Source organism: Maridesulfovibrio frigidus DSM 17176 (assembly GCF_000711735.1).
GTDB lineage: Bacteria > Desulfobacterota > Desulfovibrionia > Desulfovibrionales > Desulfovibrionaceae > Maridesulfovibrio > Maridesulfovibrio frigidus.
The window spans coordinates 218,450-236,965 of sequence record NZ_JONL01000006.1; the positions used below are offsets into that span (position 1 = coordinate 218,450).

Annotated in this window: 17 protein-coding genes; 6 read left to right on the forward strand and 11 right to left on the reverse strand. The window is 43.4% G+C overall.

The genetic code is table 11. The features are described from left to right. Window positions 1–56: 56 nt before the first annotated feature. On the reverse strand, window positions 57–1,403 hold the full coding sequence (gene gdhA, locus BR06_RS0113080) for an NADP-specific glutamate dehydrogenase (protein WP_031483770.1): 1,347 nt from the start codon (window positions 1,401–1,403) through the stop codon (window positions 57–59). 627 nt (window positions 1,404–2,030) lie between these two features. Between gdhA and BR06_RS20545 the strand changes: the two genes are divergently transcribed. Further along, on the forward strand, window positions 2,031–2,189 hold the full coding sequence (locus BR06_RS20545; RefSeq protein ID WP_169738245.1) for a symporter small accessory protein: 159 nt from the start codon (window positions 2,031–2,033) through the stop codon (window positions 2,187–2,189). Then, entirely contained in the window at window positions 2,190–3,788 is a 1,599-nt protein-coding gene (locus BR06_RS0113090; protein WP_031483772.1) for a sodium:solute symporter family protein, read from the forward strand. A gap of 151 nt (window positions 3,789–3,939) precedes the next feature. Here BR06_RS0113090 and BR06_RS0113095 read toward each other — a convergent pair whose 3' ends face one another. Then, window positions 3,940–4,557, reverse strand: coding sequence for a type I restriction enzyme HsdR N-terminal domain-containing protein (locus BR06_RS0113095; protein WP_051677096.1), 618 nt, complete (start codon window positions 4,555–4,557; stop codon window positions 3,940–3,942). A gap of 314 nt (window positions 4,558–4,871) precedes the next feature. Between BR06_RS0113095 and BR06_RS0113100 the strand changes: the two genes are divergently transcribed. Next, entirely contained in the window at window positions 4,872–5,309 is a 438-nt protein-coding gene (locus BR06_RS0113100) for a methyltransferase family protein (protein ID WP_169738246.1), read from the forward strand. A gap of 62 nt (window positions 5,310–5,371) precedes the next feature. Further along, on the forward strand, window positions 5,372–5,764 hold the full coding sequence (locus BR06_RS19825) for a MarR family winged helix-turn-helix transcriptional regulator (RefSeq protein ID WP_156952708.1): 393 nt from the start codon (window positions 5,372–5,374) through the stop codon (window positions 5,762–5,764). Window positions 5,765–5,798: 34 nt separating this feature from the next. Here BR06_RS19825 and BR06_RS0113110 read toward each other — a convergent pair whose 3' ends face one another. After that, window positions 5,799–7,277 carry an MFS transporter gene (locus BR06_RS0113110; protein WP_051677098.1) on the reverse strand — a complete coding sequence of 493 codons (1,479 nt, stop codon included), beginning with the start codon at window positions 7,275–7,277 and terminating at the stop codon, window positions 5,799–5,801. Between the two features lie 584 nt (window positions 7,278–7,861). Between BR06_RS0113110 and BR06_RS0113115 the strand changes: the two genes are divergently transcribed. Then, window positions 7,862–8,098: a FeoA family protein gene (locus BR06_RS0113115; protein ID WP_031483781.1), complete on the forward strand. Its 237-nt coding sequence runs from the start codon at window positions 7,862–7,864 to the stop codon at window positions 8,096–8,098. 1 nt (window position 8,099) lies between these two features. Further along, a complete protein-coding gene (gene feoB / locus BR06_RS0113120) occupies window positions 8,100–10,226 on the forward strand; it encodes a ferrous iron transport protein B (protein ID WP_031483783.1) in 2,127 nt (708 codons plus the stop codon). Window positions 10,227–10,334: 108 nt separating this feature from the next. On the opposite strand, the gene BR06_RS0113125 is transcribed toward feoB, so the two are convergent. The 8 genes from BR06_RS0113125 to BR06_RS0113160 all read right to left on the reverse strand — a co-directional run bounded on the left by BR06_RS0113125 (window position 10,335) and on the right by BR06_RS0113160 (window position 18,515). After that, entirely contained in the window at window positions 10,335–10,904 is a 570-nt protein-coding gene (locus tag BR06_RS0113125; RefSeq protein WP_031483785.1) for a DJ-1/PfpI family protein, read from the reverse strand. Window positions 10,905–11,176: 272 nt separating this feature from the next. Continuing rightward, window positions 11,177–12,601, reverse strand: a complete 1,425-nt coding sequence (locus BR06_RS0113130) for an NADH-quinone oxidoreductase subunit N (RefSeq protein WP_031483787.1) — start codon at window positions 12,599–12,601, stop codon at window positions 11,177–11,179. 18 nt (window positions 12,602–12,619) lie between these two features. Further along, entirely contained in the window at window positions 12,620–14,155 is a 1,536-nt protein-coding gene (locus tag BR06_RS0113135) for a complex I subunit 4 family protein (RefSeq protein WP_031483789.1), read from the reverse strand. A gap of 15 nt (window positions 14,156–14,170) precedes the next feature. Then, window positions 14,171–15,943 carry a Na(+)/H(+) antiporter subunit D gene (locus BR06_RS0113140; RefSeq protein ID WP_031483791.1) on the reverse strand — a complete coding sequence of 591 codons (1,773 nt, stop codon included), beginning with the start codon at window positions 15,941–15,943 and terminating at the stop codon, window positions 14,171–14,173. Then, complete coding sequence (locus BR06_RS0113145; protein ID WP_031483793.1) at window positions 15,933–16,193, reverse strand: hypothetical protein; 261 nt, start codon at window positions 16,191–16,193, stop codon at window positions 15,933–15,935. Before BR06_RS0113145 ends, BR06_RS0113140 begins: the two co-directional genes overlap by 11 nt. 12 nt (window positions 16,194–16,205) lie before the next feature. Next, on the reverse strand, window positions 16,206–17,690 hold the full coding sequence (locus BR06_RS0113150) for a monovalent cation/H+ antiporter subunit D family protein (RefSeq protein ID WP_031483795.1): 1,485 nt from the start codon (window positions 17,688–17,690) through the stop codon (window positions 16,206–16,208). 4 nt (window positions 17,691–17,694) lie between these two features. After that, entirely contained in the window at window positions 17,695–18,003 is a 309-nt protein-coding gene (nuoK, locus tag BR06_RS0113155) for an NADH-quinone oxidoreductase subunit NuoK (RefSeq protein WP_031483797.1), read from the reverse strand. Next, complete coding sequence (locus BR06_RS0113160) at window positions 18,000–18,515, reverse strand: NADH-quinone oxidoreductase subunit J family protein (RefSeq protein WP_031483799.1); 516 nt, start codon at window positions 18,513–18,515, stop codon at window positions 18,000–18,002. Before BR06_RS0113160 ends, nuoK begins: the two co-directional genes overlap by 4 nt. Window position 18,516: the final 1 nt, after the last annotated feature.

The window sequence follows — 18,516 nt, forward strand, 5'->3', positions numbered from 1 at the left end:
GCGAAAAGCGAAAAACGCAATCCGCCCTTTGGGTGTGATTATTATGAAGAAACTTTTTATACAATACCCTGATCAAGCATTGCCTGAGCAACTTTTACAAAACCGGCTATATTTGCGCCGTTTACGTAATTAAACGGGGTTCCGTATTGGTCTGCAGTTTCCATGCAGGTTTTGTGAATATTTTTCATGATGACTTTAAGTCTCTGGTCAACTTCCTCTCTAGGCCATCCAAGGCGCATACTGTTCTGGCTCATTTCTAAGCCCGAAACTGAAACACCACCGGCATTGGCAGCCTTACCGGGACCGTAAAGCAACCCGTTATCAAGGAATATATTAACACCATCAGGAGTTGTCGGCATATTCGCGCCTTCAGAAAGGGCTGTCACACCGTTTGCAACAAGATTAGCTGCATCCTTAGCATTAATTTCATTCTGTGTCGCACAAGGGAAAGCACAGTCAGCTTTATGATCCCATAGTGGATTGTGGTCCGAATCGTGATCGATAGGAACATATACTGCTTCAGAGTATTTATCCGCGTATTCACTGACGCGCCCACGACGAACATTTTTGAGATTCATGAGATAATCAAGCTTTTCGCGATCAACGCCCTTTTCATCATATATATAACCAGATGAATCAGAAAAAGTGACAGGCTTACTGCCAAGCTCAATCAATTTTTCCATTGCAAATTGGGCAACATTACCAGCTCCAGAAACAAGGCTGGTTGTACCTTCAAAAGTTTTACCCTTTGTTGCGAGCATTTCCGCAGCAAAATACACAGCTCCATAACCCGTAGCCTCAGGGCGAATTAAACTTCCTCCCCAATTTAACCCCTTACCGGTAAGAACTCCGGTAAACTCATTGCGAACCTTTTTATACATTCCAAACAGGTAACCAATTTCACGGGCGCCAACGCCAATATCACCAGCAGGAATATCCGTATTAGGTCCGATATGACGTGAAAGCTCGAGCATGAAACTCTGGCAAAAACGCATAACTTCGTTATCAGACTTACCCTTAGGGTCAAAGTCAGAACCACCCTTACCGCCTCCCATAGGGAGTGAAGTAAGCGCGTTCTTAAATACCTGTTCAAAAGCGAGAAATTTTAAAATACCTAGATTTACAGATGGATGAAAACGAAGTCCGCCCTTATATGGACCGATTGCACTATTCATCTCGACTCTGAATCCGCGGTTAACGAAGACATCACCCTCATCATCAACCCAGGGAACACGGAACATTATAACACGCTCCGGCTCAACAATGCGCTCTAGAATACTTGCACTACGATACTCAGGATTACGATCAAGCACAGGCTTGATAGAATCGTAAACCTCGCTCACAGCCTGATGAAATTCCCTTTCGTTAGGGTCTCTATTAGTTACCAGCTCCAATATATCCATCCTAAAGCCTCCTCATCCCATTGAACCGTTGATTAATAAAGAAATTTGAATGTCATAAAGTATAAATCGTTTAATTATTTATTCCATCCCTAACACACTAAGTCCATACATCTTTTATAAAAAACAGGTAATTATCATCAGTTTTACTTTTTCCATTTATGTAATTCTCTAAAACAGTAACCATCTGCAAAAAAAGTTGCACTATTACAGAATCTTATTCACTCATACCCCTTTATTTGCCTTATAAAGTATCAAAATTACAACCCAAAATATACTTTTATACGGATACATACTTCCTGAAGCTTACACATTTGAAATTTTTTAGACATTTAATGAAAGAACTACCTTTAATATTGACAATAAGTAAATGCTCATTTACAAATTTACTCAATGAACACCAATAGCCCAATATTTTTCTTTTTTAGCTATTTTATATTTACCAGCCCTGTGGCTTGGTGGTGTTCGCTCGCGTAAATGCAAATTGAAAGAGTTTTCACCTAAGGCCGCAGGCTCTAAGCTCGCGGCCTTTTTTTATGCCGTCATCCCTACTTGAGCCTGTCGACAGAAAATGAAACTTTATTCAAAACAATCTGTTTTTTAAAAAAATAACATTTTGGGGGTATCATCATGATGTTAGGCTTAGGAAGCGTTGAGATCGCAATGGTCTTCTGGTTGTGCCTATTTGCTTCACTTGGATGTGTTGCTTACGGCATTCTCAACTGGAACAAAAAAGGTAAACCAGATGCAACGGCAGTAACTATTGATGTCAAGAAAGGAGACAAATAGATGGTTACTAAAATTGTCATTATCACCATTTACCTCGCAGTAATTTTCTACCTTGGTTTTAAGGGATGGCAGTCCACCAAGAAATCCACCGACTACATGCTTGCTGGCAGGCAGATGAACCCATTCATCATGGCAATGTCATACGGTGCAACTTTCGTATCTACTTCAGCGATCATCGGTTTCGGCGGCGCAGCCGGACTTTTCGGCTTCCCACTTCTATGGCTCACCCTTGCCACAATCGTAGTCGGTGTTTTCATCGCAATGGTTTTCTTTGGAAAAAGAACCAGGCGCATGGGACTAGCACTAGAAAGTCATACCTTCCCCGAGCTTCTCGGCAGACGTTATGATTCTAGATTCATTCAGGGTTTTGCGGGCGGAATCATATTCCTGTTCATCCCAATCTATGCGGCAGCAGTTCTTATCGGAATTTCTCGCATGATGGAAATTTCTTTCGGTATTCCTTACGGTACAGCTCTAATCATCATTAGTTTGATTCTCGCGGTTTACGTTATAACAGGCGGCATGAAAGCTGTTATGTATACCGATGCATTTCAGGGATTGATCATGGCAGTCATGATGATAATCCTCCTTATAGGTACATACGTAATGCTTGGAGGCGTAACAGAAGCTCATCAGACCTTAACGGACATGATGAATCTAATGCCGGAAAAACTCCAAAAAGGTGGAATGATAGGCTGGACGCAAGGAGCACGTTTCGGAACTCCTCTCTGGCTCGTCATATACACAACCATCGTTTACGGTGTTGGTGTCGGGGTTCTCGCTCAGCCACAGCTAGCAGTTAGATTCATGACAGTACCTTCAGACCGCGAACTTAACCGCGCCGTTCTATATGGTGGAATATTCATCCCGCTCATGACTGGTGTAGCTTTCACAGTCGGTGCGCTTTCTAACGCTGTTTTCTATAAGTCACTCGGTAAGATATCCATCGCAGTAGCTGGCGGAAACATGGATAAGATTATCCCCATGTACATTGAGCAGATGATGCCTTCATGGTTCTCATCTCTATTCCTCTTAGCAATGCTCGCAGCTGGTATGTCCACCCTATCTTCACAGTACCATGTAGGTGGAACTGCTCTAGGCAGAGACTTCTTCGAAAGATTCGTAAAAGTTTCCAGCGAAAAATCAGTTAAGATCACCCGCATAGGTGTAGCAATAACACTTCTTGCAGCCATTGCATGGGCATGGGTTCTTCCTCCGTCCATCATAGCGCGCGCAACGGCATTCTTCTTCGGACTATGTGCCGCGTCATTCCTTCCCATCTACGTTCTCGGACTGTACTGGAAAGGCATGACAAAGCTAGCTGCTAAAATTTCGCTGGTCGGCGGATTCAGTGCTTCCATGTTCTGGCTCCTCTTCGTTCATGCGAAGGAAGCAAAGGTCATCGGGCTTTGTAAAATTCTTACAGGTCAGGATACACTCGTTACCAACGCGACCAAAGGATCATGGGTATGGTTACTACAGTGGGTTGACCCGAACGTAGTGGCTCTGCCAGTATCCCTTTTACTTGCAATCGGAGTTGCGTTTGTAACAGCTAAAATGGACAAAGAGCATCTCAAACTGTGCTGGTCTAACATTTAAGCTTGAAGCACATAGATACTTATCCAAATAAAAAGGTCCGAAATTTTGCTAATGCAGAATTTCGGACCTTTTATTTTTCAATTCGTAACTACTATTTAGTAATCAAAAGCTTTTAATAATGAGCTTTTGTTTCAAATAATGATCAGGATTACTATTTTTTCATTTTCAATCTATTTTCAGTCTTAGGCATTCTTTTTAGCTCTATCTTATTAATAGGAGGCAAGGAGCAGGAATCGCTGCAACATGTGCCCTGCAAAAAACCCGTATATGTGTAGAAAATACGTTCTATCTTAGTTCGTCGTTCAGCAGGCAGTGGTTCTCTTTTATAATCCGCTACCATATGAAGAAGATCCTTATAATCGGGAATAGATCTCATTCCATGAGCAATAGTCTTTCCTGAAATAGCATCAAGCAGAAACGCATCCATAGAATCAGTAATAACAACATATGGAACGGGGCCACCCTGAAAAAGCTTACCTGCGCATACCGCTTCGCGCTCATAACTTCCCACATCGCCAGCACAGAACATAACGAGAAGAATGGGAAGACCCGCCGTATCGGAAATGACCAGGTCGATCATACGGCACATTTCTGCACCATCAATATCAAAACAAAGATCAACTTTCGCCTTTAGTGATTCTTTAGGATAACCGTGTTCTTCCACAAGAAGCTTAGCTAAAACCTGACGAAATTCTTCATACGTAGTTTCATCCATTTCTTCGCCGCTCAGGTAATCTCTTAGAGTTCCGCCCATGCTAACTTCGTGCATTCAAATCTCCATAATATATTTTCACATCTAAATTAAGTTCACGTTACTAAGATATAAGCACATTAAATTCTAATGCAACCATCCCCTCCTAAAAATATCATTAAATGCAATAGTAAATGTAAATCAAGAATCGTAGTGCACTTCAAGAAAAAATGTCATTCATGCTACAATACTGACAATCAACACTCCAACTTGACAACTTACATTCCAAAATGACATATAAGTTGAAACAAACAACATCAACCAAGAAGGTTACAATGAAAAATCAAACAACACACAACGTCATCAAAAAGGATTCTGCTGGTGTGCAAATTATGCCACCATCTGTTTTCCTCAGTTGTTTAGCAATTAGCATCTTCCTTGAGCTACTTTTTCCATGGCCAATTATCGTTGGAAACGAATTAACACTATTCATCATAGGAATAATTATCCTCGCAATGGGTATTACCTTCATGATGTGGGGACATGGACGCTTTCGGTCACTGGGTGTTAACGTGCCTACGAACATGCCAGTATCACGACTGGTAACAGACGGAGCGCATAAATACAGTCGCAACCCTATGTACATAGGCTTAATTTCGATTATTTTGGGACTGGGGGTTGCAGTAGACAGCGTATGGATACTAATCTCCGTCTTGCCAATGACCTTATATATTTCATACTATGTCATTCCCAAAGAAGAAGCGTATCTTGTCAGAACGTTTGGTGAAGATTATAAAAAATATCGCAACAACGTACGGAAATGGCTTTAATTATGAAAAAAAACAATTCATCAGGTGCTGAGTTACATACTTTATTCAAAGAAATAATTCGTATGGAAGCTATATTATCAGAAATAATAGATGAAGTTCATGAAAAAGCGGGAATGCGCACCTCTCAAATCAGACTGGCAAACACTCTACTAGAACTTGGGCAGACAACTGTCCCAGACATTGCTTATACTATGAAGGCTTCACGCCAATTCGTACAGACTGTAGTCAATGAACTGAAAAAAAAAGACATAATAAAATTCTTAGATAATCCACGTCACAAACGGTCCAAACTAGTTAAACTAACAGACAATGGTCAAAACATTCTGAATCAGGTTCGCAAAAATGAAGAAGCCATAATCCTACGAATATTACCTGATATAGATGCGACCAGAGTCAAGTCTGCCTATGAATTGCTCGCTAGCATTCGGAGAAAAATAACACCAGAAGACACATGATAGAATTAAGCAATAGTCAAAATATACAAGGAAACTATTCTAAATCTTCTAGGTTCATACCGCTTGTTTCGATTCGGAAGAACCACGTAACTACAGCTCCCAAGAGAGAGCAAACTACTAGGAAATAGAGAATTGCCTCCGTTCCGAAATCCTTTAGCAGAAACGGGAAAAAGAAAGCTGTTGCGACAGCGCCTATCTTTGCAAAAGAAGCTGCAAAACCTGCCCCCTTACCACGTATTTTCGTTGGAAAAACTTCACCTGCGATGAGATACGTAATCGCATTTGGACCAACATTCGTCATAAAACTAAACAGCATAAAACCGCTAAATAGGTACGCCATTTTCATTTCAGGACTTGCTCCCATCGACAGTGTAGCAAGGAATAATCCAGCAGCACAGCCAATAAAACCAAAGACCTGTAATTTAATACGACCAACCTTATCAGCTAGTATAACAGCACAAAGCACTCCTACTATTAGGAGGACATCAATAAAAGCTGCCCCCTTTGCCGCAATCATATCATTTTGAATAAGGTCAGCCACGTTGCGGGCATGAACAGCTTTCGCTCCGAGAACAGAGCCAAGAATAGTAGGTGTAAAAATTCCAATTCCGTAAGTACTGAGATCCTGAATAAACCACGGAACCGAAGCAAGGATCGTAGCTTTGATGTTCTTTGGTTTGAATAAATCCGCATAACTCCCAGCTTTGATCTCATCGCCATTACTATCTTTAGTTTCGGGGATGGCTATTTTTATATGGGTCGGATATTTGGGTTCACGGTGAAGCAACCTTCTTAATGCGTCTTCCGCCTCTTCAATACGCCCCTTTGAAACCAGCCAGTGCCCACTGTCAGGAATAAAAAATCGTCCGATAACCACAAGCACTGCGGGAATAATTGCTGTTCCGTACATCCAGCGCCAGGCTGTAAGTTCCGGGTTTTTGTATAAAATAAGATAACCAATAGCAGTACCGAACAATGCGCCAACCGCCTGAAATGCGAATGCACTAAGCACAAGCCTTCCGCGATCCACACTCGGGATACTTTCCGAAATAATCATATGGGCTGTGGGGTAATCGCAACCGAGAGCAAGGCCTACTCCGAAAAGAAAGATCACCAGCATTGTGTAGCTGGTGCTTAAAACCAAAAAGATCAAACAGATTGCAAAAAGAATCATCTCCACGATAAACATTTTCTTTCTGCCATAATGATCCGCAAGGCCGCCAAGAACAGATGCGCCAACCAGAATACCAAATAAAGAGGCCGCACTGACCGCCCCTTTCTCAAATGCTCCAAGATTAAACTCGCGCACAATAAGCGGTAGAGCTACTCCAGTCATAAAAACGACAAGCCCTTCGAAAAATTTACCCGCTGAAGCTAAAAACCAGATTCTCCACTGCATAGCAGTCATAGGTGATGAAGGAGCAACAGTCCCGTCCGCCCAATACGGAGTTTCATCTATATAGTCTTGAACTGTTCTAGCTTCAACTGAATCCGGCACACCAACTTTAGACATATACTTTAGCTCCACACGGGTTAGTTAGACTTATGTCCTTTCCATAACATGTAGATATGTAATTGTCTCGAAATCTTATCCACTTATAATACACTCATCCCGAGATTTTGAGGGACTCATTGCTCTTTCTAAGAGAGATCTTGAATCGGTATAGCACCCAATTTACGCTTATATAGATTTAAGATGAAGCATGAAATATGTTTATTAACTAGAACTAAGTGTTAAGCATAATTGGCCAGACAAACTACAATAGTAGCATATCAGTCATAAAACATTGCAAATCATACAATCAAATTTATTTATTATTTTTAGTTGACCCTATTTATCTTCTCAGCTAGAAAGAAATTGATTTTGACTTTCAACACCAACAAAGGTCGTTCCATTTGGAATGTCTATAATCGAGAATGGTGACAAGCTGCTTGACTAAAAAAGTTAGTATCTTGTCACCTCTGTAAATATTTTTGTCTTTGGAATTAAGATACATTGCTTAATTGAGAATGACTTTCACACTCATTCTTTTGCTAAGCAAAGAACAAAACAGATTTAACATGCGGTGCAAACTGACAGCTGCAGTGGAGACTAAAATGACTAAAAATATAAATCTTTCAGAAATTTGTACAGGCAAGGAGTACTGCGTGATCGGTTTCGAAATTGAATCATCGGAGTATGCGCAAAAATTAAACAAGATGGGTTTTGTAGCCGGAACTCCAATAGCACTAGCGCCCATTAAAATTTCGGACCCCATGGTTTTCCAGATTCGCGGAAGCCGAGTAGCACTAAGAAAACATGAAGCCAAAGAAGTTAAGGTAAAGGAGCTTTAATATGCATATTTTTGAAAAAATCGCCATTGCCGGTGTTCCAAATAGCGGTAAGACCACTCTCTTCAACGCACTTACAGGTTCCAGCCAAAAAGTTGGTAACTGGCCAGGAGTTACTGTAGAAAAAATTGAAGGAACCTTTCCACTGCAAGGAAGTTCTGTAGAGCTTGTTGACTTACCGGGCACTTACAATCTCAGCCCTGACACCGAAGATCAGAAGGTTGCAGAGCGTGTTATTCGTAAAGGGGAATACGATCTGATTCTTAATGTGGTTGATGCAACCAATATTTCCCGCAATCTATTCCTAACAATGGATCTGAAGGAACACACTGATCAAATAATTGTTCTGCTCAACATGCTGGACGTTGCTGAAAAAGAAGGTCTGGAAATAGACATTGATAAAATGAGTAAGGAGCTCGGACTTCCTGTCATTCCTGTAATTGCTGTGGATAAAGAATCAGTAGAAAATGCTGTGGAAGCAATCGAAGAACAAGCTAAACACTTACCCCCACATGATTACCATGCCACCAAGCAGGATGTCATGAACACGGTGAAAAAGTACGCATTCATTGATTCCATTTACGATAAAATCGTCAAAGAAAAAAAGGATCGTAGTCAGAACTTTACTAACAAAGTTGATAGCATTGTTATGAACCGTTTTGCGGCAATTCCTATCTTCCTTGTCTCAATGTTCATTACTTTCTGGTTTGCAATTGGTTTAGGATCAGTCTTTATTGATTTCTTTGATATTATTGCAGGGCTTATCTTTGTAGATATTCCAACCGCAGCACTAGAGAGCATAAGCGCTCCCGAATGGCTAAACGTAGTCATTGCCGGAGGTATTGGTGCTGGAATACAGACCGTAGCGACCTTTATACCTGTCGTATTCTTCATGTTCCTAGCCTTGGCGATTCTCGAAGACTTTGGCTACATGGCTAGAGTTGGCGTAGTTGCAGACCGTTTCATGCGCAAAATTGGTTTACCCGGTTCTGCATTCATCCCCATGGTTGTAGGCTTCGGTTGTACTGTTCCCGCTGTTATGGCGGCAAGAACCCTTACCTCTAAACGCGACCGTTTCATGACTATTTTCATGGCACCATTTATGTCTTGTGGCGCACGCCTGCCTGTATACGCACTATTTTGTGTAGCACTGTTCGGCTCATACTCGGGACTGGCTGTGTTCCTGATTTATCTGTCCGGATTATTTATGGCAATTTTCACAGGATTCCTGCTTAAGAACACATTGTTCAAAGGCGTTCCATCTCACTTTGTAATGGACCTGCCGCTCTACCATACCCCACGCATTAGCGCGGTATTCAAAAGTGCATGGTTACGTTTGAACGGATTTATCAAACGCGCAGGGATTATCGTTGTCAGCGCAGTGTTTGTTCTCAGCATGTTAAATTCTATCGGTATTGAAAACGGCGAAATTTCATTTGGCAATGAAGATTCACAAGCGTCAGTACTTGCTTACGCAGGTAAGTCTATTTCCCCAATATTTAAACCAATGGGGATATCTGAAGAAAACTGGCCTGCATCGGTTGCTCTTTTCACAGGACTTTTCGCAAAAGAAGCAATCGTCGGAACCGTAAACTCTTTATACTCTTCGCTTGATATGCAGGAAGCAGAAGATGGCGGAGCAGTAGAAGAGGAAGAAACCGGACTCGATTTCAGTGGATCAATTGATGAAGCATTTACTTCAATTAAAGATGGCCTTGTTGGAATAGTAAGTTCTTTTGACTTACTAGGAATAGGACTAGTAACCGCAGATAGCGACACGGTATCTGAAGAAATTGGCGCAAGCTCAACTGTTTACAAACATATTGCAGCAAACTTCACAATATTCTCAGCCTTTGCGTACCTGCTCTTCGTGCTCATGTACTTCCCGTGTTTAGCGGTAATAGGAGCAACTAAACAGGAAATGGGATCGTTCTATTCGGCAGTAATGGCGGTATATTGCACAGGACTTGGCTGGTCGGTAGCAACCCTATTCTACCAGATAACTGAAGGCAGGAACGTTTTCTACATAGCTATAGCGCTCACAATCCTCGCCGGAATATACGGAACACTTAAGTATATCGGACAAAAGGAATCTGAAGCGATTCAGGTATTACGACCTTTAAATTTATAAAAATCCTCATAGCCCATACCGAGGAAAGTCCTCTGCCGATTAATTTCGACAGAGGACTTTTCTATAAAAAATATTTATAGCTTTTGATATATCTGAATGCTCTCGCCCCTATGCGTGTTCTGCCGCCATCATATTTCTAAATTGCAAAACAGTCTCTTCGTTAATCCCAGCGCTTTCCAATATTGCCGCAGTGAAACTAACTGGGGCAGTTGGGGGTGCAGTAATAACTCCTTTGTCAGAAACAGCCGAACAACTTTTACGGAAGGAATCAGTACCAGAATACCCTTTTGCATTCTGACTCAGAAAATCAGCATCATTGGATGTGTGAAGAACATCATTCAGAAGCCCTGCTCGCGCAATGGCTAGCGTCCCTCCGCAAATACCTGCAACGGTTCCCCCATTTGAATGGTAGGACTTAAGCAACTCGCTAATATCAGGAGCTTCCGAAGACATCCAAATATTGCCGCCAACTACGACCACCACCGTTGGTGCCCATTCAGCAATTAGCTCAAACCCCTGATTTACTACAGCAACGAGACCTCCAAACGAACGAACTTCTCCTACTTCTGGTGTAAAAAACTGTACATCAAGACCGTAATAAGGACCGCCGGTCCCTGCAATAAGTGCATACTCCCAGTCCGCAAACCCCTGCGTGAGAATAACTGCCACCTTTGTCATAATTACCACCTGTATATTTATAAATTTTATTAAAATTTCACGTTAGATCGCATTATCTAAGCACAGAAAATAGCTACTCGCGGTTAAAGAATGAGTCAATGCATTTGATTATATTAAAAATAAATCTAATACGAAAACTATAAACCTCATCCCATTTCCCCATTCACATTACCTAGAAAATCTTAGATCGATTAATATTCACACCAAAAAAATCCTCCGCACACCAATAGATGTACGGAGGATAATAAATCCAATATCAATCACTTCCCTTTTTACGGTAGAAGCGATCCTCCTGCGTTAAGAGCCAGATCGAATACACCTGCAGGCATCAGCCCTAAAGCTAATACTAAAACAGATAGCAATCCTGCGCCGACTAAGCTGAATGAAGAAGTATCCGGCATCGGAACATCGTCTTCAGCATCCTTGGTGTACGCATGGCGAACAAGGCCAAGATAGTAGTAGATCGAAATCGCGGTATTAATACCTGCGATGATGATCAGCCAGTTATAACCGTGATTCCAACCTGCGGAGAAGAGGAACAGCTTACCCATAAACCCTGCCATTGGTGGCAAGCCTACGAGAGCAAAAGCGCCTACAGCCAGAGCAAAAGCTAAGACTGGAGCACGTTTGTGCAGTCCATCTAAATCCTTAAGTTTCAAATTACGACCATCAACTGCTACCCTGCTAACTACCCAGAAACAAGTCAGGTTCATTGCCACGTATGCAAGAGCATAAAAGCTCGCAGCGGCCAAACCTTCAGCTGTTCCGGCAACCAAACCGATCATAATATAACCGGCATGGGCGACTGAGGAATAACCTAGAATTCTTTTCACATCAGTCTGTACTAATGCGGCAAGGTTACCAAAAGTCATGGATAGTGCACCAAGCACAGCCAGCATAGTTGTTATGTCATATCCAGGCTTAAACATTGTAGCCAAACGGATAAGAATAACAATTGCGCCTAGCTTAGGCAGTGTTGCAATAAACGCTGCGGTTTCGTTACTTGCGCCCTCATATACATCAGGACACCAGAAGTGAAATGGAAACAGCGCGAGCTTGTAAAACATTCCAGCAAGGAACAACGCCATACCTGTGACAGCCATAGGTGAAGCTGCAAAGCTCCAATCACCCTTGACTAGTTCAGCTAGATACGTGGTGTGCATTCCTGCCAGTATGTATGAGAATCCATATAGAGCAAGAGCCGTAGCCACTGCCCCGAACAGGATATATTTGATACCAGCTTCGGCCGCATCCTTGCTCTTTGCTCGCACAGCGACGAGTGCGTAAAGACTATAGGATGAAAGCTCTAAAGCTAAGTACATAGTAATAAGTTCTACTGCAGAAGCTAAGATCATTAATCCCCACGCACTGAGCGCGAGGAACAGAAAGTAATCTGTGGTCTTTTCTTTATCCAGAGTAGGCTGACGCGATGCATTAAGAACAGTTACAAAAAACCCTATTGCGATAGCGGCCTTAAAAAACTGCGATAAATGGTCAACTTGATAGGATTTCCAGAATACCAGCCCCTGCTGTCCAACGGACACAACCGCAACCACCACGCCTAAAGCACAAGCTATTGGAAGCCATAGCCCTACTTTTTCACGCATCTTGGCGCTGCCTATGCTTTGAATAAAAAGCGCGGCAATAACAAGAAACTGGTAGATTTCAGGTAAAATCAGATTCGGATTGAAAGTCACTTCAGTCTCTCCAGTTGTTTATTTAACAATATTCTTGATAGAGTCCCACGCCATTTCCATTGGATTGCCATCTTCGATGCTGACAAGCTGAGCCTTGGTATGGACATGATTCTGCAACTTCTCGAGTGATGCATCCATGACTCTGAAAGTGAGTCCTGGAGCAAGCCCGATGTAAAAGACGAACACTGCCGGAATGGCAAGGTAAGACCATTCACGCAGATTCAAATCCTTCCAGCCGTTCCATGATGTCGGGCGGCCCCATGCAAGCTTGAGAGAAACTCTGAGCATGTATGCGGCTGCGATCATAGCACCTGGAACAATCGCGGCTCCAACCCATGGGCTGTATTCAAAGGCACCTACGAAAACCAACATCTCGCCTACGAAACTGTTAGTTCCGGGGAAACCGAATGAGGAAAGCGCGAACAGTCCCCAGAATCCCATATATGCAGGCATATATTTACCGAGACCAAGGTTATCGAAGATATCTCTACTGTGACTGCGTTCATATATTGCACCGATCATCATAAAGAGACCACCAGTTACGATACCGTGATTGAGCATCTGGAAAAGCGCTCCCTCAAGACCACGAAAGTTCAGGAGGAAGATACCCAGAGTTACAAATCCCATATGACTCACAGACGAGTAAGCAATAATCTTTTTGATATCATTTTGCCCCAGCGCGACTGCTCCACCATAGATTATAGAAGCTATGGATAATGCAATCATGAACGGAGCAAAATATTCAGTTGCGGCTGGTGTCAGCGGCAAGTTGAATCTAAGGAAACCATATGTTCCCATTTTAAGCAGTACGGAAGCCAGAATGACTGAGCCTGCTGTCGGTGCCTGAACGTGAGCGGCAGGTAACCATGTGTGGAATGGAAACATGGGAACTTTGATCGCGAACGCCAGAGCAAGAGCAAGGAATGCCCAGAACTGGAAACCGAAGGTGAAGGAATGTTCCATGAGTTCAGGAATTGCAAATGTTCCGCCCACTACTCTGAATGCAACGATTGCAACCAGAAGGAGCGCACTACCTGCAAGTGTGTAAAGGAAGAACTTGAGAGATGCGTATCTCTTTTCAGGTCCACCCCATACAGCGATGAGCAGGTACATAGGTACAAGCATCGCTTCCCAGAACACGTAGAATAAAACCAGATCAAGAGCGGTAAAGACTCCCACACAAGCCGCTGTCATAAACAGCAGGCAGAAGTGAAATTCTTTTACCCTTGTTTTTATATAGCTCCATGAACAGAGCACGCATAAGGGAAGAACAGCAATGGTCAGTATAATCATAAGAAAACTGATGCCGTCCGTTCCGAGATAATATTCAATTCCCCAATGTTTCACCCAATCCATTCTTTCCACAAACTGAAACTCAGCTGAGTCCAGTTTAAAATGTGTGAAAAGAGGCAGGGCAAGCATGAGTTCGATTACTGACACAATCAGCGTATAAATCCGTACTACGGAATCTCCTCGGAAGAAAAACAATCCGAAGGCCGCCAGAAGCGGAAAGAATACAAGGCTGGTCAGAACCGGATAAGCTAATTCTTGCATTTAGATATCTCCAATTTAACCAAGGTACCAGACAAGTCCGAAAATACAGAGCGCAATGAATACAGTCAGACCAAGATAATCTTGAAGTCGTCCAGTCTGCATCTTTGCACCGGTCCTGCCGATATCTCGTACCGTGTAAGCAGTTCCGTCCACAACCGTATCAATCCCCTTGCGGTCGAACCATGATGATCCGGCTGCAAAGTCCATTAGTCCCTTAAGGCCTACCACTCTGTAAACAGTGGTCCAGACTGAATCTGCCCATGCGATAGGACGACACACAAAACCGAGTCCTGTTCTTCCGATCAGCCTGTACAGCTTGTCGAAATCGAGGTTTCTGCCATGATGAGGGACAATGATCTTTCTCATAATCCAGAATCCTGCGCCTGTGAATGCAAGCAGCATTGCTGACTGCAACAAGTGCCAAGGAGTATAAGGAGTATATTCTACAGGGAATGGAAGCAGTGAATAAAGCATCTGCGGGTAAACACCCTGTGCGAAACACAGAATAGCTGAGATAGCCATGGCTACGTACATATTCTTAGGGATAGGATTAAGCTTAAGTCCCGTTTTTGCCGGCTTATGAAAGAAGGCAAAGTACGGTAACTTAATACCCACCGAAAGGAACGTACCGACCGCGGCAATTTCAAGCCCGATTGCGATCAGTGTATTGTGAGACTCAGCCGCACCAGTAATGGTCATGGTTTTACTGATAAATCCGTTGAAGAATGGCATTCCTGAGATGGAAACCGCCCCAACCATATACAGTATAACCAGCCATGGAAGTTTTCCGACCAAACCGCCAAGCTTATCAAGATCTGCCGTCCCTACTGCGTAGAGAATTGTTCCGACACTCATGAAGAGCAGTCCTTTATATAGGATATGTGCGTAAGCATGAGCGATAGCCCCGTTCAAACACAATGCGGTACCGATTCCGATACCTGCGACCATATACCCGACCTGAGAGACAATGTGGTAGGATAAAATCCTTCGCGCATTGTTCTCCATGGACGCGTAAAGTACGCCGTAGACCGCCATAAATGTTCCGGCAACAGCCAGAATATATACACCGGAGAATCCGCGAGCCAAAACGTAAACCGCTGTTTTGGTAGTAAACGCACACATAAATACTGCGCCAGGAATGGTAGCTTCAGGATATGCATCCGGTAGCCACGCATGCAGAGGAACAACTGCGGCGTTTACACAGAATCCGATGAGAATCAGCCAATCGTAGTACTGAACTGACGATGGATCGACAGGCAAGAACGCGAAAGTACCGATCTCGTGATATCTAAGCAGCAATCCGCCAAGCAGGAATAGCCCGCCGAGCATGTGAAACAGAAAGTATCTGTAACCAGCTGCGCTTGAAGTTTTAGTGCGATGCAGCCAGACAAGGAATGTCGAAGCTACAGCCATCAGTTCCCAGAAGATAAAGAGAGTCAGGTAATCTCCGGCAAACACACAACCAAATGATCCTGCAACATATAATGCAGCTGAAGCATGATGCGCTTTATCCTTCATATGAAGAGCGTAAATCATACCGATCAGTGATTGGATGGCAAAAACATTCGCAAACACCAGTGAGAGTTTATCTACTCTGCCTAAGATCAAGGTATTTCCAAGATATGGAATAACCCCGAATTCTCCCATTGTGGCGGTAAAAACAACCACAATAGCGATAACAGGCGGAACAAGTAGCAACCATTTCCAGTGTTCACCTCTAAAAAACGGCAGCGCCATAGCCAGAGCTATGAAAGCAACTGCCGGATGAAGAAATCCGTTAATTTCCATCATCTTCCTCCGGTCCCACAAGGAAAGGTTGTACAATAACCTTCATCATAAAAACCATTCCTACTGAGACTACAAGGGCGAATAACGCCCAGAATCCCGTATATTTATCATAAACATACTCAGGGTGGTGTGGATGAATGAAGAAGTTCAATACCACTAACACAACAAGGAAAACGATAAATACGCTCTTCCATGCTGTAAGATTCTTTGTGCGCTGGGTTTCAAACCAGTTTCCTAAACTGCTATTCATGCCTAACGCTCCTTAGAATTTTCCGAAGACGTTAATAAACTGTAAAAACGTCTGGGGATATAGCCCCAACCAGACGGATACAAGAGCCGTAGTACATAGCGGGATAACCATAGAGAGCGGAGCTTCATTATACTGCTCAAGATTAGCGCCCTCTGCGGGAGCTTTAAAGAACGCTCTGTAGATAATAGGAGCAAAATATGCAGCATTCAGCAAAGTACTTGCTAAAAGCGCAATCAAAATACCCCATTCACCAATGGATACAGCACCTTTAGCCAGATACCATTTGGTTGCGAACCCACAAACAGGTGGAACCCCGATCATGGATAGCGCCGCTATGGAGAATGCCCCGAAGGTCCATGGCATTCGTCGACCTAGCCCGTCCATTTTACTGATCTGTTTAAGATGAGTTGCTACGTAAATCGCCCCAGCTCCGAAGAACAATGTGATCTTCGAGAAAGCATGATGGGCAATATGCATTAACCCACCCTGCACAGCTTCAGGCGTAAGCATGGCAACACCGATGATGATGTATGAAAGCTGACTTACTGTTGAATAAGCAAGTCTCGCTTTGATATCATCTTTCGTCAGCGCAATGAGCGAGGCGATCACAATAGTAATCGCCGCAAGATATGCGGTCGGTAACCCGAGTCCCAGACTGTCCATAAGGTCCACACCGAATCCTGAGAGGATAATGCGTGAAACTGAGAACACACCGGCCTTAACAACAGCAACTGCGTGTAGCAAAGCTGATACAGGAGTCGGTGCAACCATCGCAGATGGAAGCCAGTTATGGAATGGCATAAGAGCTGCTTTTGCAAGACCGGCGATGTAAAGTACATAAGTAACCATTACAAGAGTCGGATCTGCATCTGCAGGGAATATACCGTGCTGAATGTCAGTTAAGTTGAAGTCGAGTGTTCCACAAAGCACGTAGGTAAGAACCATTGCGGGAAGGAGGAACAATTTCGATGTACCCATGAGGTAGACCATGTATTTTCTTGCACCGTTAAATGAGGTGTCATCCTGATGATGAGCAACTAACGGGTAAGTAAATACTGAAATGACTTCGTAGAATAAGTAAAGTGTGAAGATATTAGCGGAAAATGCAACCCCGAGCGCGCCAAAGATGGCGACAGCAAAACAGAAGTAATATCTGGTTTGCGCATGCTCGTTTTCAGATCTCATGTAACCGATGTTATAACTGGTAGCGAATATCCACAAAAGTGAAGCTACCAAGGCAAATACGAATGATAATCCATCTGCGGCAAATGAAACGGTAATCCCGGGCATAATGGTGAACAAGGTAAAATACTTGATCGTACCTTCCAGCGCAGCTGGAACCATTGCTAATACCGAAATAAACGTTAAAATACCGGCTATCATCGATACACTTTCACGCCTGTTTTGATCAGATCTAAACAGATATATAAGTATAGGAGCAGCCAGAGTAATTGCCAGAGGGATCAGCACGCTTGTACTGGTGATTATTTCTGTCATACCATCAACCCTTCAGCCTTGAAACAGTATCTGTTTCAGCACTCTTGAAACGTTTAGCAACGACTACAATAATTGCGAGAACCAAAGTGGCCTCAGCAGCAGCCAGTCCCATAACAAAAAGAGTTGCAATCTGCCCCGTGGCACTATCGGCTGCGGTCAACTGCGATGCAGACACAATGGAAAGCCCTGCTCCGTTGAGCATAAGTTCCACTGAAATCAGCATCCCTACCAAACTCTTGCGCCAGACAATGCCGTAGAGGCCAATTGCCAGCAGTCCAAGAGCGACAAGCTGATACATCATGAGCGGACTCATTCAGCGGCCCTCCCTTTTTTATCAAAAGCAAGTAGAACCGCTCCGGCCATTGCCGCCAGCAGAACCACTGAAATTAGTTCAAAGGCAAGTGCGTAGTTATCGAGAAGTCCTTTACCGAGTACCTCGAGAGGAACTTCAAGCGGAATACTAATGCTTTCCGGCTGATAATTAACGATAACCCATCCGATTACAAAAACCGGTGAAATGAATGCCAACGCCGAAAGCAACGCTTTGCCGGGTCTGCGTGATCCTGATTCAACCCCGTGGGCATCAGCTCTGCTGAGCATGATGGCGAAGAACATAAGGATACAGACAGCTCCAACATAAATAAGTATTTGCATAAACGCCATGAACGGCGCAGCCATCAGCATATACATTCCTGCTACACCGAGCAGAGACGTAATAAGCCCGACCATAGCCCTAACCAGACTATGCGCTCCGACTGCAAAACACCCTCCGCCGAGAACCAGCAGCGTGTATACAACGAAAGCGATTTTAGCCATCAATTCCATA

Excerpts from the sequence above, each read along its gene's own strand:
- BR06_RS0113125 (WP_031483785.1), bottom strand. The coding sequence starts at position 10,904 with ATGACAAAGGTGGCAGTTATTCTCACGCAGGGGTTTGCGGACTGGGAG.
- BR06_RS0113135 (WP_031483789.1), bottom strand. The coding sequence starts at position 14,155 with ATGCAAGAATTAGCTTATCCGGTTCTGACCAGCCTTGTATTCTTTCCG.
- BR06_RS20545 (WP_169738245.1), top strand. The coding sequence starts at position 2,031 with ATGATGTTAGGCTTAGGAAGCGTTGAGATCGCAATGGTCTTCTGGTTG.
- BR06_RS0113160 (WP_031483799.1), bottom strand. The coding sequence starts at position 18,515 with ATGGAATTGATGGCTAAAATCGCTTTCGTTGTATACACGCTGCTGGTT.
- BR06_RS0113095 (WP_051677096.1), bottom strand. The coding sequence starts at position 4,557 with ATGCACGAAGTTAGCATGGGCGGAACTCTAAGAGATTACCTGAGCGGC.
- BR06_RS0113150 (WP_031483795.1), bottom strand. The coding sequence starts at position 17,690 with ATGACAGAAATAATCACCAGTACAAGCGTGCTGATCCCTCTGGCAATT.
- BR06_RS19825 (WP_156952708.1), top strand. The coding sequence starts at position 5,372 with ATGGAAGCTATATTATCAGAAATAATAGATGAAGTTCATGAAAAAGCG.
- BR06_RS0113090 (WP_031483772.1), top strand. The coding sequence starts at position 2,190 with ATGGTTACTAAAATTGTCATTATCACCATTTACCTCGCAGTAATTTTC.
- feoB (WP_031483783.1), top strand. The coding sequence starts at position 8,100 with ATGCATATTTTTGAAAAAATCGCCATTGCCGGTGTTCCAAATAGCGGT.
- nuoK (WP_031483797.1), bottom strand. The coding sequence starts at position 18,003 with ATGAGTCCGCTCATGATGTATCAGCTTGTCGCTCTTGGACTGCTGGCA.
- gdhA (WP_031483770.1), bottom strand. The coding sequence starts at position 1,403 with ATGGATATATTGGAGCTGGTAACTAATAGAGACCCTAACGAAAGGGAA.
- BR06_RS0113115 (WP_031483781.1), top strand. The coding sequence starts at position 7,862 with ATGACTAAAAATATAAATCTTTCAGAAATTTGTACAGGCAAGGAGTAC.
- BR06_RS0113100 (WP_169738246.1), top strand. The coding sequence starts at position 4,872 with ATGCCACCATCTGTTTTCCTCAGTTGTTTAGCAATTAGCATCTTCCTT.
- BR06_RS0113145 (WP_031483793.1), bottom strand. The coding sequence starts at position 16,193 with ATGAATAGCAGTTTAGGAAACTGGTTTGAAACCCAGCGCACAAAGAAT.
- BR06_RS0113140 (WP_031483791.1), bottom strand. The coding sequence starts at position 15,943 with ATGGAAATTAACGGATTTCTTCATCCGGCAGTTGCTTTCATAGCTCTG.
- BR06_RS0113110 (WP_051677098.1), bottom strand. The coding sequence starts at position 7,277 with ATGTCTAAAGTTGGTGTGCCGGATTCAGTTGAAGCTAGAACAGTTCAA.